This is a genomic window from Gordonia cholesterolivorans (assembly GCF_039531975.1).
GTDB lineage: Bacteria > Actinomycetota > Actinomycetes > Mycobacteriales > Mycobacteriaceae > Gordonia > Gordonia sihwensis.
This window is the reverse complement of sequence record NZ_BAAARB010000010.1, coordinates 24,974-37,893: the sequence shown is the minus strand read 5'-3', so window position 1 is coordinate 37,893 and position 12,920 is coordinate 24,974. Positions and strand designations below refer to the sequence as shown.

Annotated in this window: 12 protein-coding genes; 5 read left to right on the top strand and 7 right to left on the bottom strand. The window is 68.0% G+C overall.

Features of this window, described 5'->3' with window-relative positions; all coding sequences use genetic code 11:
• Positions 1 to 76: 76 nt before the first annotated feature.
• The 5 genes from gap (at position 77) to ppc (ending at position 6,373) form a co-directional block, all read left to right on the top strand.
• Positions 77 to 1,096 carry a type I glyceraldehyde-3-phosphate dehydrogenase gene (gap, locus tag ABFX36_RS10730; protein ID WP_006894838.1) on the top strand — a complete coding sequence of 340 codons (1,020 nt, stop codon included), beginning with the start codon at positions 77 to 79 and terminating at the stop codon, positions 1,094 to 1,096.
• Between the two features lie 5 nt (positions 1,097 to 1,101).
• On the top strand, positions 1,102 to 2,319 hold the full coding sequence (locus ABFX36_RS10725) for a phosphoglycerate kinase (protein WP_346076272.1): 1,218 nt from the start codon (positions 1,102 to 1,104) through the stop codon (positions 2,317 to 2,319).
• The gene (gene tpiA, locus ABFX36_RS10720) at positions 2,316 to 3,113 is read left to right on the top strand and encodes a triose-phosphate isomerase (protein ID WP_006894840.1); all 798 of its coding nucleotides are present in this window, start codon (positions 2,316 to 2,318) and stop codon (positions 3,111 to 3,113) included. Before ABFX36_RS10725 ends, tpiA begins: the two co-directional genes overlap by 4 nt.
• Positions 3,114 to 3,236: 123 nt before the next feature.
• Positions 3,237 to 3,470 (top strand): preprotein translocase subunit SecG, encoded by a 234-nt coding sequence (gene secG, locus ABFX36_RS10715; RefSeq protein WP_006894841.1) that lies wholly within the window; start codon positions 3,237 to 3,239, stop codon positions 3,468 to 3,470.
• Positions 3,471 to 3,520: 50 nt separating this feature from the next.
• On the top strand, positions 3,521 to 6,373 hold the full coding sequence (gene ppc, locus ABFX36_RS10710; protein WP_346076270.1) for a phosphoenolpyruvate carboxylase: 2,853 nt from the start codon (positions 3,521 to 3,523) through the stop codon (positions 6,371 to 6,373).
• A gap of 4 nt (positions 6,374 to 6,377) precedes the next feature.
• Here ppc and ehuA read toward each other — a convergent pair whose 3' ends face one another.
• The 7 genes from ehuA to zwf form a co-directional block, all read right to left on the bottom strand.
• The gene (gene ehuA, locus ABFX36_RS10705; RefSeq protein ID WP_039866791.1) at positions 6,378 to 7,133 is read right to left on the bottom strand and encodes an ectoine/hydroxyectoine ABC transporter ATP-binding protein EhuA; all 756 of its coding nucleotides are present in this window, start codon (positions 7,131 to 7,133) and stop codon (positions 6,378 to 6,380) included.
• A gap of 49 nt (positions 7,134 to 7,182) precedes the next feature.
• Complete coding sequence (gene ehuD, locus ABFX36_RS10700) at positions 7,183 to 7,824, bottom strand: ectoine/hydroxyectoine ABC transporter permease subunit EhuD (protein ID WP_346076269.1); 642 nt, start codon at positions 7,822 to 7,824, stop codon at positions 7,183 to 7,185.
• Positions 7,821 to 8,549, bottom strand: coding sequence for an ectoine/hydroxyectoine ABC transporter permease subunit EhuC (gene ehuC / locus ABFX36_RS10695; RefSeq protein ID WP_006894845.1), 729 nt, complete (start codon positions 8,547 to 8,549; stop codon positions 7,821 to 7,823). Before ehuC ends, ehuD begins: the two co-directional genes overlap by 4 nt.
• 16 nt (positions 8,550 to 8,565) lie before the next feature.
• Positions 8,566 to 9,399 (bottom strand): ectoine/hydroxyectoine ABC transporter substrate-binding protein EhuB, encoded by an 834-nt coding sequence (ehuB, locus tag ABFX36_RS10690; protein ID WP_278127427.1) that lies wholly within the window; start codon positions 9,397 to 9,399, stop codon positions 8,566 to 8,568.
• A gap of 301 nt (positions 9,400 to 9,700) precedes the next feature.
• Positions 9,701 to 10,426 (bottom strand): 6-phosphogluconolactonase, encoded by a 726-nt coding sequence (gene pgl, locus ABFX36_RS10685; RefSeq protein ID WP_278127291.1) that lies wholly within the window; start codon positions 10,424 to 10,426, stop codon positions 9,701 to 9,703.
• A complete protein-coding gene (locus tag ABFX36_RS10680; protein ID WP_045539959.1) occupies positions 10,423 to 11,367 on the bottom strand; it encodes a glucose-6-phosphate dehydrogenase assembly protein OpcA in 945 nt (314 codons plus the stop codon). Before ABFX36_RS10680 ends, pgl begins: the two co-directional genes overlap by 4 nt.
• Entirely contained in the window at positions 11,364 to 12,905 is a 1,542-nt protein-coding gene (gene zwf, locus ABFX36_RS10675; RefSeq protein WP_006894849.1) for a glucose-6-phosphate dehydrogenase, read from the bottom strand. The genes ABFX36_RS10680 and zwf overlap by 4 nt, the downstream gene beginning before the upstream one ends.
• Positions 12,906 to 12,920 lie beyond the last annotated feature (15 nt).

The following is a 12,920-nucleotide window of genomic DNA, read 5'->3' as shown; positions in this document are numbered from 1 at the left end:
AGCGGCGGCTATTAGGCTGGTGGGAGCGGGCCGGTAACGAACCGCCGGCTCAACACCACCGCTTAAGGAGCAACTTGTGACTGTTCGGGTAGGCGTCAACGGCTTCGGCCGCATCGGCCGCAACTTCTTCCGTGCCGTCGAGGCGCAGAAGGCGCTCGGAACCACCGACATCGAGATCGTCGCCGTCAACGACCTGACGGACAACGCCACACTGGCTCACCTGCTGAAGTTCGACAGCATCCTCGGCCGTCTGCCCCAGGACGTCCGCCTGGAGGGCGACGACACCATCGTCGTCGGCGACATGAAGATCAAGGCCCTCGAGGTCAAGGAGGGCCCCGCAGCCCTTCCGTGGGGCGATCTGGGCGTCGACGTCGTCGTCGAGTCGACGGGCATCTTCACCGCGCGCGCGAAGGCCCAGGGTCACCTGGACGCCGGCGCCAAGAAGGTCATCATCTCCGCGCCGGCCTCGGACGAGGACATCACCATCGTGATGGGCGTCAACGACGACAAGTACGACGGCAGCCAGAACATCATCTCGAACGCCTCGTGCACCACCAACTGCCTCGGCCCGATGGCCAAGGTGCTGAACGACGAGTTCGGCATCGAGCAGGGTCTGATGACCACCATTCACGCCTACACGCAGGACCAGAACCTGCAGGACGGCCCGCACAAGGATCTGCGCCGTGCGCGTGCCGCCGCGATCAACATCGTTCCGACCGGCACCGGTGCGGCCAAGGCCATCGGCCTGGTCCTGCCCGAACTGCAGGGCAAGCTCGACGGTTACGCGCTGCGCGTGCCGATCCCGACCGGCTCGGTCACCGACCTCACCGCGGAGCTGAAGAAGACCGCCAGCGCCGAGGACATCAACGCCGCCATGAAGGCCGCCGCCGAGGGCCCGCTGAAGGGCATCCTCAAGTACTACGACGCGCCGATCGTCTCGAGCGACATCGTCACCGATCCGCACTCGTCGCTGTTCGACTCGGGTCTGACCAAGGTCATCGGCAACCAGGCCAAGACCGTCTCCTGGTACGACAACGAGTGGGGCTACTCCAACCGCCTCGTCGACCTCATCGGTCTCGTCGGGAAGTCGCTGTAGTCACCATGGCAGTCCGAACTCTGGAAGACCTGCTGGCCGAAGGAGTCGAGGGCCGCGGCGTGCTGGTGCGCTCGGATCTGAACGTGCCGCTCGACGGCGGCGCGATCACCGATCCGGGGCGCATCGTCGCGTCGGCTCCGACCATCGCCAAACTCGTCGAGGCGGGTGCCAAGGTCATCGTGACCGCGCACCTGGGCCGCCCCAAGGGGGAGCCGGATCCCGCGCTGTCGCTGGCGCCGGTGGCCGCCCGGCTGTCGGAGGAACTGGGCCGCAACGTCCAGCTCGCCGGCGACGTGGTGGGCTCGGATGCGCTCGCGCGCGCCGAAGGACTCACCGACGGTGACGTCCTCCTGCTGGAGAACATCCGCTTCGATCCGCGCGAGACCAGCAAGGACGATGCCGAGCGCAACAAGCTCGCGAAGGCGCTCGTCGAGCTCGTCGGCGACGACGGCGCGTTCGTCTCCGACGGATTCGGCGTGGTCCACCGCAAGCAGGCGTCGGTGTACGACGTCGCCCGGCTGCTCCCGGCGTACGCCGGCGACCTCGTGGCCACCGAGGTGGAGGTGCTGCGCAAGCTCACCTCCGACGTCGAGCGTCCCTACGCCGTCGTCCTCGGCGGTTCGAAGGTGTCGGACAAGCTGGGCGTGATCGAGGCGCTCGCGCCCAAGGTCGACACCCTGGTGATCGGCGGCGGCATGGCCTTCACGTTCATCAAGGCGCAGGGCAGCCCGGTCGGCGATTCGCTGATGCAGGAAGACATGATCGACACCTGCAAGGACCTGCTCGAGAAGTACGGCGACGTGATCCACCTGCCGCACGACATCGTCGTCGCGGACAAGTTCGCCGCCGACGCGGACACCAGCATCGCGATGACGGCGGACGGCTTCGAGCAGGGCATGGGCCTGGACATCGGTCCGGGGACGGTCGAGCGATTCGCCGCGGTGCTGCGCGGTGCCAAGACGATCTTCTGGAACGGCCCGTCGGGCGTGTTCGAGTTCGAGAAGTTCGCCGAGGGCACCCGCGGGGTGGCCGAAGCGATCGTCGAGGCCACCCGCGACGGCGCGTACAGCGTCGTCGGCGGTGGCGACTCCGCCGCGGCAGTGCGCGCGCTCGGCATTCCGGACGAGGCGTTCTCGCACATCTCGACCGGCGGCGGCGCCTCCCTGGAGTACCTCGAGGGCAAGGAACTGCCGGGCCTGGCCGTGCTGGGAGTGCAGCAGTGAGCGGGGCGGGCGCGCGCAAGCCGCTCATCGCCGGAAACTGGAAGTGCAACCTCAACCACTACGAGGCCATCGCACTCGTCCAGAAGATCTCCTTCGCTCTTCCCGAGAAGTACTTCGAGAAGGTCGACGTGACGGTGATCCCGCCGTTCACCGACATCCGCAGCGTGCAGACCATCGTCGACGGCGACAAGCTGCTGCTGACCTACGGTGCGCAGGATCTGTCCGAGCACGACTCGGGTGCGTACACCGGTGAGATCAGTGGCGCGTTCCTGGCGAAGCTCGGCTGCACGTTCGTCGTCGTCGGACATTCGGAACGTCGCACCCTGCACTCGGAGACCGACGAGGTGGTGCTGGCCAAGACCAAGGCCGCGCTGCGCCACGGGCTCACGCCGATCGTCTGCATCGGCGAAGGACTCGAGGTTCGCGAGGCCGGTGATCACGTCGCGTACAACGTGGCGCAGATCAAGGCGTCGCTGGCCGGGCTGTCGGCCGCCGACATCGCGAAGGTCGTCGTCGCCTACGAGCCGGTGTGGGCCATCGGCACCGGCCGGGTCGCGAGTGCGGCCGACGCTCAGGAGGTCTGCGGTGCGGTGCGCGGCGCGCTCGCCGAGATCGCCGACCAGGCCACCGCCGATTCGGTCCGCGTTCTCTACGGCGGTTCGGTCAACGCCAAGAACGTCGGAGAGATCGTCGCGCAGTCCGACGTCGACGGTGCTCTGGTGGGCGGGGCCTCGCTCAAGGCCGACGAGTTCGCGCAGCTGTCGGCCATCGCCGCGGGCGGTCCATTGCTGTGACGCGCTGCAGGTGGTTTCACTAGTCACGACCACCATCGCGTAGACTGTGGCAGGTTGCATCCGAGAAGGACGCGACCTGCCACAGGCGTTTTCGCAAGATTCGACGAACAGGACCACCGACCCGTGACTATCGCGCTCGACATCGGCTTGATCATCACCAGCGTGCTGCTGATCGTTCTGGTTCTGCTGCATCGCGCCAAGGGTGGTGGCCTGTCCTCGCTGTTCGGCGGCGGCGTGCAGTCCAGTCTGTCCGGCTCATCGGTGGTCGAGAAGAATCTCGACCGGCTCACCGTCTTCGTCGGTCTCGTCTGGGTCATCCTGATCATCGGCGTCGGCCTCGACATCAAGTTCTCGTAGTCCGCTCGCTCGGTGAGCCGTGAGGCGGCGCGGCGCGTAGTTTTGTGCGCATGGCCTCCGATTCGCTGACTCCCGAGACCCTCGCCCGCGCCATCGCCACTCCGATGGTCGATCGCATCAGCGTCGACGACACCGGGCGCGCCCTCACCGAACCGCTGCGCGAAGACATCCGCTTCCTCGGTGGACTGCTGGGCGAGGTGATCCGCTCCCACGCGGGAGAGGCGACCTTCGAGCTCGTCGAGAGTTCCCGCCGCGACGCCTTCGGCATCCGCTACGCCGAGGTGACGCGTGATCAGCTGGCTGGGCGGTACGACGGACGGGCGGTCGCCGATCTGATGCCCGTCATCCGGGCGTTCACCAATTTCGCCCTGCTCGCCAATCTCGCCGAGGACCTTCACCGCGAACGCCGACGGCGCATCCACCAGCGCGCGGGCGACCCGGCTCCGCCGTCGTCGTTGGCGGCCACATTCGGCAAGCTCGCCGACGCAGGTCGCACGGACGCCGACGTCGCCGCCGCGCTGCGGTCGGCGGAGGTGGTCCCGGTGATCACCGCACACCCGACGGAGACTCGGCGGCGCAGCGTCTTCGACGCGCAGAACCGGATCACCGAACTGATGCGCGTGCGGGCGCGGACCGAGCTGACTCCGGAGGAGGACGCCCGGTTGACGGAGGACATCCGCAGGCAGATCCTGGTGCTGTGGCAGACCGCCCTGATCCGGTTGCGCAGGCTGACCATCTCCGACGAGATCACCACCGGGCTCCGCTACTACGGGGCGTCCTTCTTCGACGTGGTGCCCGCCCTGAACAAGGACGTCCGCGCGGCCCTGGTCGAGGCCTATCCCGACGCCGGTCTCGACGGCCTGTCGATGATCAGCATGGGTTCGTGGATCGGCGGCGACCGTGACGGCAATCCGTTCGTCTCGGCAGAGGTGGTCGATGAGGCGGCCACGAGTGCCGCACGCACCGCGATGCGCCATCACCTGGACGAGCTCGCTGCGCTGCATCAGGAGTTGAGCCTGTCCGCACGGCTGTTCTCGCCGGTCTCACCCGCACTGTCGGCACTCGGCTCCGGGTTCGCCCCGCCCGACGAACCGGGGGACACCGACGACGAACCCTTCCGTTCGGCGGTCTCAGCGGTGCGTTCGCGCGTTCTCGCCCGTGCGCTGCACACGCTCGGCGAGGATGCCGTCGACCCGGCGGAACTGGACACCGCGCGTGCGGCGGCACCCTACGGCGACGCCGACGAATTCCTCGCCGACCTCGACGTGATCGACCGGGCGCTGCGCGCCGCTCATGACGACTCGATCGCCGACGACCGCCTCGCGACGCTCCGGGAAGCGGTGCGCACCTTCGGTTTTCACTTGTCCGGACTCGACATGCGGCAGAACTCCGAGACACATGAGCAGGTGGTAGCCGAACTCCTCTCGTGGGCCGGGGTGTGCGCCGACTACCCGGCGCTGCCGGAGGCGGACCGGATCGGCCTGCTGACGGCGGAGCTGGCCTCGCGCCGCCCGCTCACGACTCCCGACGCCGAACTGAGCGAGCTCGCGATGAAGGAGCTGGGGGTGGTGCACGCCGCGGCGGGTGCGATCGAGCGGTTCGGCCCCCGCGCCGTCCCGAACTACGTCATCAGCATGTGCTCGTCCGTATCGGATCTGCTGGAGGTGCTGATCCTGTTGAAGGAGGCGGGGATCTATCATGCCGCCGGACCGGGCGACGCCGGGCCGTCGTGCTCGGTGCGCGTGGTGCCGCTGTTCGAGACGATCGAGGATCTGCGCGGCGGCGCGGCCACACTGACCGCGGCGCTGAACCTGGGCTTCTACCGGGCATTGGTCCGCGCGCAGGGCGACGTCCAGGAGGTGATGCTGGGCTACTCGGACTCCAACAAGGACGGCGGCTACCTGGCGGCCAACTGGGCGCTGTATCGCGCCGAACTCGACCTGGTGTCCGCGTCCCGCGCGGCGGAGGTGCGGCTGCGGCTGTTCCACGGCCGCGGAGGGACCGTCGGACGTGGCGGCGGACCCAGTTACGACGCGATCCTGGCTCAGCCGCCCGGTGCCGTCACCGGCTCGCTGCGCCTCACGGAACAGGGCGAGATCATCGCGGCGAAGTACGCCGAGCCCGTCAGCGCGCGGCGGAATCTGGAGTCGTTGCTCGCCGCCACCATCGAGTCGTCGCTACTCGACGTGGAAGGCCTCGACGATCCCGAGCGAGCGTACGCCGACTTCGACGAACTCGCCGAGTCCGCGCGGCGGGCGTACAGCGCGCTGGTGCACGAGACTCCCGGCTTCGTGGAGTACTTCACCGCGTCGACGCCGCTGTCGGAGATCGGGGCGCTGAACATCGGCAGCCGGCCGACCTCACGCAAGCAGACCACCGCCATCTCCGACCTCCGCGCCATCCCGTGGGTGCTCTCGTGGACGCAGTGCCGCGTCATGCTCCCGGGCTGGTACGGAGTCGGCAGCGCGTTCGCGCAGTGGACCGGCGGGGACGACGCGCGGATCGCCGACTTGCGGCGGTACTACGAGAACTGGCCGTTCTTCCGCTCGGTGATGTCGAATATGGCGCAGGTGCTGGCGAAGTCGGACATGGGTCTGGCGTCCCGGTACGCCGAACTCGTGCCGGATGAGGAACTGCGCCGCCGCGTCTTCTCGATGATCGTCGAAGAGCACGAGCGGACTCTCGAGATGTACACCGCGATCACCGGCACCACGGATCTGCTGGCCGACAACGACGCGCTGAAACGGTCGGTCTACAACCGGTTCCCGTATCTGGAGCCGCTCAACCTGCTGCAGGTGGAGTTGCTGCAGCGGTTCCGGTCGGGGGAGGACTCGCCGCTCATTCGCCGCGGTATTCAGCTGACGATGAACGGTCTGGCGACGGCGTTGCGCAACAGCGGGTAGGACGTCAGCGGATCGCCTTGAGGAACTCTCGTGTGCGTTCCTCCCGCGGGTCGCCGAAGATCTGCTCGGGCGGACCCTCCTCGGCGATTCTGCCGTCGTCGAACATCATCACGCGGTCGGAGACCTCGCGGGCGAAACGCATCTCGTGCGTCACGATCAGCATCGTGATGTCGGTGGTGACCGCGATGTCGCGCAGCACCGACAGGACGCCGTCGACGAGTTCGGGGTCGAGTGCGGAGGTCACCTCGTCCAGCAGCATCACCGACGGACTCATCGCGAGGCAGCGGGCGATGGCGACGCGCTGCTGCTGACCGCCCGACAACTGCGTGGGATGCGCCGACTCCTTGTCGCTGAGTCCGACGGTGTCGAGCAGGCTCCGCGCATGCTCGACCGCCTCGTCTCGACTCCGGCCGAGGACGTGGATCGGAGCCTCGGTGATGTTCTGCAGCACCGTCATGTTGGGGAAGAGGTTGAATTGCTGGAAGACCATCCCGATGTTCTTGCGGACCTCGCGAAGGTACTTCTCCTTCGCGGGGACCAGCCGGTCCCCGCGCAGCTGATGGCTCAGCGGTCGGCCGCCCACCCAGATGACGCCGTCGGTGACCTTCTCCAGGGTCATGAGCAGCCGGAGAATCGTCGTCTTCCCCGAGCCGCTGGGGCCGATCAGGGTGACCTTCTCGCCGCGGTCGACGGTGAAGTCGAGATGGTCGAGAACCAGGTGGTCGCCGAAGCGTTTCACGACGCCGTCGAAGCGGATCATGGCATCCGCGGATTCGGCTGCGTCGGGGGCGTTCGGAGGGTTCCGGTCGTCAGCGGGCAAGGCGTTTCTCCAGTCGTCGGATCAGGACCGAGGTCGGGTAGCTCGCCACCAGGAAGAAGGCGCCGGCGAGGGTGAACGCCTCGAGGTAGGCGAAGTGGGCGGCGCCGTAGGTCTGTGCGGCGGTGACCAGTTCGACCACCGAGATCGTGAACAGGTAGGGGGTGTCTTTGAACATCGACACGGCGTTGTTGCCGAGTGCGGGCAGCGAGTTCCGCAGTACCTGGGGCAGGATCATCGCTCGCCAGGTCCGGCCGGCCGGCAGCGACAGCGCACGGGCCGCCTCCCACTGTCCGATGGGAACCTCCTCGATGCCGGCCCGGTACACCTCCGCCATGTAGCTCGAGTAGTGCACTCCGAGGACCGTGACACCGATGGACAGCGGCGTGAACTGCGGGAACAGGGCGAATACGAAGAGCAGTTGCACCACGATCGGGGTGAGACGGATGAACTCGGCCACCGCGTACACCGGCGCGGACAGCCAACGCGGCGCCGACCGTCTGATGACGGCGATCACGAGCCCCAGCGCAGCGGCGATGAAGAAGCCGATCACCGTGGCGAGCAGGGTGATCTGGAATCCGTCCCACAGCACCGGGAGCGCGTCCTGTGCGCGTTGCCAACTCCACTCGATCACAGCGCACCCCCGGGAGCGTCCTGGGACTGCGGACGGAGGCTGAGGATCTCCCGAAGCGTGGGACCGCGGCCGAGACGGTGCTTGGCCCGCGCCTCGGCCAGGTTGATGAACAACGTGACCACGTAGGCGAGCACGAGATAGATGACCAGCCCGACTCCGAAGGAGAACAGCGTGTCGCCGGTGGTCTTCTGCAGGTCGACGATGCCGGCCGTGAGGTCCTGCAGGGTGATGAAGGACGCGAACGCGGTGCCTTTGAGCAGATGGATCAGCAGGTTGCCCAGCGACGGGATCATCATCGCCCAGGCCTGGGGGAAGACCACTCGGGTGAGGCGCTGCCGGGCGGTGAAGTTCAACGCGACGGCGGCCTCCACCTGGGCCGGTGGTACCGCGTTGAGGGCACCGCGGACCACTTCGGCCCCGTAGGCGCCGTAGTTGAGTCCCAGTGCGAGGACGCCGCAGAACACCGGATCGAGTTGATAGCCGAGCAGGGGGAGCACGTAGAACAGCCAGAACAGCTGCACGACGAGGGATGTCCCGCGGAAGAACTCGATGAGGACGCGGGCCACGAACCGGATGGGAAGCGACCTCACCCGTACGAGCGTGCCGAGAGTGAGTGCGAGTGCGAAGGCGAGCAGACCGCCGCCGGCCGTCAGTTCCAGCGTGACGACGATGCCGCGCCCGAGGGCGGGCAGGGCGTCGACGAGCGCGTCGAGATCGTGGCTCATCTCGATCCGAACCCGGTCACTCGCCGCGGCACAACCGGTCGGTGGTGAGTGACGGATCGGGGATGTTCTCCTCGGTGAAGCCGAACGGGCCGAGGATCTTCATGTACTCGGTGCGGTCGGCGAGGATCTTCTTCACCTCGGCGTTGTACGCGTCGCGCAGGGAGGTGTCCTCCTTCCGGAACACCGTCGCACCCGCCGGATTCTGGGGTTTGCCGTCGATGAACGCGATGAACGGCTGCGTGACTTCGACGTTGAGGCCGGGCGTGTGCGTCTTGGCGTAGTTCAGGGATACCGCCGTCAGAGCGAAGGCGTCCACCCGGCCGGAGTTCACGGCATCGATCCCGGACTGCTGGTCCTTGACGAGCATCGGATCGGGGATGTCCAGTTCGGAGGCGTAGTCGGCCTCGATGGCACCGGTCATGGCCGCCATCTTCGCGCCGGAGCGTTTGATCGAATCCATGTCCGTGAGGTGCTTCGGATTGCCCGGCTGCACCATCAGCGCGGTGGTGTAGTTGATCTCGGGAACGCTGAACGCGGCTTGGCCGCACCGCTCCGGCGTGATCGACATTCCGGCGCTGACCAGGTCGTATCGTTTGGCGTTGAGTCCGGGGATGAGGCCGCCCCAGTCGGTCTTCACGCCCTTGAGTTCGTTGACGCCGAGCCGCCGGAACACTTCGCGGTGGAGTGCGATGGTGCCGCCGGTGAGCTGCCCGTCGGCGTCGAACGAATACGGCGCTTCATTGGCGTAGGCCACGGTGACGGTTCCGGCCTTCCGCAGATCGTCGAGTGTGGTCTCGCTGCCGGTGTCGGTCTTGGTGCACGCGGTCAGCGCTGTCGCGGTCACGATCATCGTGGCCGCCACGGCCGCCGCCGTGCGGAACACATGTCGTCGGTCGCCGGCGATCCGTCGCTTGGTCGTGTGTGTCTGCTTGATCTTCTTTGCCACTGTGTTCTCCCGCCGGGCCCGGTCCGGACGGAGCCGATGGCGGAGGAGCTCTCAACGGCGAGTGACGTACGGCGGCCCTTGGTTTCGTATGATCGCACTCTTGACTATCGGGTGAATCGACCGTAGCAAGGTGGATCACTTCTGATGAGCGCTTTGAGAAGCCCATCGCATCATCGTCGGCGGGCGCGGGAGTGCGGACCGGAGGTCAGGACAGTTGCGAGGCCGCGGCGCGATCGAGGAACCACACCGTGTTCTCGACCCCGTGAGCGCCGGCGCACGGCCAGTCCTCGCGCGCGGCGCCGGACGCCGCCGCGGCGACCGCCTCCGCCTTCTCGGCGCCCGAGACGAGGAACCAGACCTCGCGGGAGGCGTTGATGACCGGGAAGGTCAGTGTGATGCGGCGAGGCGGCGCCTTGGGGGAGTCGGTGACCGCGACGACCGGACGCGAGTCCTCCGCGGTCGCCGCGCTATGCGGGAACAGGGAGTTGACGTGCCCCTCACCGCCCATGCCGAGCAGATGGATGTCGAAGACGGTCCCGGAACCCAGGCGGCGAGCGTAGTCGGCGGCCGCGGCGTCGATGTCGTCGCCGAACTCGCCGTCGGAGGGCGCCGCCACGTGGACCCGCGCGCCCTCGACCGGCACGTGGTCGAGCAGTGCCTCACGCGCCTGCAGCGAGTTCCGCTCCGGATCCTCGGCGGGGACGAAACGTTCGTCACCCCAGTACAGTTCGATGCGGGACCAGTCGAGGGCGCGGGGGTGGCGGGCGAGCTCGCGCAGCAGTGCGATTCCGTTGCTGCCGCCGGTGAGCGCGACCGTCGCGACCCCGCGGGCGTCCTGCGCCGCGGTCACCGTCGCGATGAACCGTGCGGCGGCCGTCGCCACGAGTTCGGCCGACGAATCGAAGACCAGGTGCTCCACCGGGGCGCTCATCGGGCCGGCTCCGCCGTCGTGCCACCCGCTGTCGCCCGGTCCTCATGGGTGACGCCGGACAGTCCCTGCAGCGCCAGCTCGTACACCTCGTCGGCGTCCAGGCTGCGGAGTTCCTCGGCCAGGCATTCGGCGGTGGTCCGGCGAGCGAAGGCCGACCGTCCGTCCGGGTGGCCGGAGCTGCGGATGATGCTTCCGTCCGGTCCCTGACTCATCGACAGTTCTCCTCCGGTGTGGACCAGGGTCACCGACATGTCGCCGACGGCGCGCACCACCGGGACGCCGAGTTCGGCGGCGAGCCACCCGGCGAACAGATCGAGTCCCGTGACATCGTGCGGTCCCACCACTCGGGCACGGAGGATCTCGTTGTGCGGGGGACGGTCCAGTGCGGACACGAGCATCGCCCGCCACTGGGTGATGGCCGACCACGCGAGATCGGTGTCGCCCGGTGAGTAGCCGATCCGGCGAGCGCCCAGAAATGCGCCGGGGTCGTCGGTGAGGCGGCCGTCGGTGATCCGCCGCGAGGCGAGCCGTCCCAGCTTGTCGTCGGCGGGCCGCGCGGGAGCCCGGCTCGGCCACCAGGTCACGACGGGGGTGTCGGGAAGCAGGAAGGGGGTCACGGTGGCGTGCGGATGATCGGCGAGCGAACCGTGGAGGTGGAGCACCACCACCTCCGACGCTCCGGCGTCGCCGCCGACGCGGATCTGCGCATCCAGCCGCGTCGGTCCCGAGCGGTCGTGGCGCACCACCATGATGACGCGGCACGGATGCTCGCGGCTGGCGCGGTTCGACGCCTCGACGGCGTCCTCCGCATCGTCGTCGGCGTCGAGGTCGATGACGAGCGTCAGGACGCGACCGAGCGTCACAGCGCCCCCGGTGCGCCGCATCTGGACGAGCTTCTTGCTGGTCTCGAGGGTCGAGGTGTCGGGGAGATCGACGATCACGGGCGCCTCCAGGCTCGTCCGGTGCGGTTCATCATCTCGTCGGCCGAGGCCGGCCCCCAGGTGCCCGACTCGTATTCGTCGGGTGTACCGGACCGGGCCCAGTCCTCGAGTACGGGGTCGAGGATCTGCCAGCTGAGCTCCACCTCTTGCGCCACCGGGAACAGGGACGGTTCGCCGAGCAGCACGTCGAGCAGGAGCCGTTCGTAGGCCTCCGGCGACGACACGGTGAACGCGCCGCCGTACGAGAAGTCCATGTTGACGTCGCGGACCTCCATGCTCGTGCCCGGCACCTTGGACCCGAATCGCAGGGTGACGCCTTCGTCGGGCTGCACTCGGATCACCAGGGCGTTCTGGCCGAGTTCGGCGGTCATCGTGTCGTCGAAGGGCAGGTGCGGCGCTCTCTTGAAGACGATCGCGATCTCGGTGACCCGCCTTCCCAGCCGCTTGCCGGTGCGGAGGTAGAAGGGCACGCCGGCCCAGCGCCGCGTGTCGACCTCCAACGCGATCGCGGCGAAGGTCTCGGTGGTGGAGTCGGGGGAGAAACCCTCCTCGTCCTTCAGCCCGACCACGGGTTCGGAGCCCTGCCATCCCGGACCGTACTGTCCCCGCGCCGAGTTCTCGTCGATCGGGGTGATGTTGCGCGTCGCCGAGAGGACCTTGATCTTCTCCGACTGCAGATGCTGCGGCGAGAACGACACCGGCTCCTCCATGGCGACCAGCGCCAACAGTTGCAGGAGGTGGTTCTGGATCACATCGCGGGCCGCGCCGATGCCGTCGTAGTAGCCGGCCCGGCCGCCGAGTCCGATGTCCTCGGCCATCGTGATCTGCACGTGGTCCACGTAGTGCGAGCTCCACAGCGGGTCGAACAGCTGGTTGGCGAATCGCAGGGCCAGGATGTTCTGAACGGTCTCCTTGCCGAGGTAGTGGTCGATGCGGAACACCGACTCCTCGGGGAAGACGCTGCCCACGAGGGCGTTCAGTTCCCGGGCGCTGTCGAGGTCGTGGCCGAAGGGCTTCTCGATGACGACTCTCCGCCAGCTGTCGCCGTCCTGGTCGGCCATCCCCGTGCGCCGCAGTTGGCTCAGGACCACAGGGAACGCCTTCGGCGGGATCGACAGATAGTAGGCGTGGTTGCCGTCGGTCCCGCGTTCCCGGTCCAGATCGGCGAGCGTCTGCTGCAGAGCGGCGAAGGCGTCGTCGTCCTCGAAGGTGCCCGCGACGAAACGGATGCCCTCGGCGAGCCGATCCCACACCTCCTGTCGGAAGCCGGTGCGGCTGCCCGCCTCCACCGCCTCCCGAACCACGTCGGCGAAGTCTTCGTGCTCCCAGTCGCGCCTCGCGAAGCCGACGAGCGCGAAGCTCGGCGGAAGCAGACCCCGATTGGCGAGATCGTAGATCGCCGGCATGAGCTTGCGGCGCGCGAGGTCGCCGGTCACGCCGAAGATCACCAGGGCGGACGGCCCGGCGATCCTCGGCAGCCGCGTGTCATGCGGATCGCGAAGCGGGTTCTTCCACGGCTTGTCGACCGCACGTCCCATATCGCTCTGGCCTCT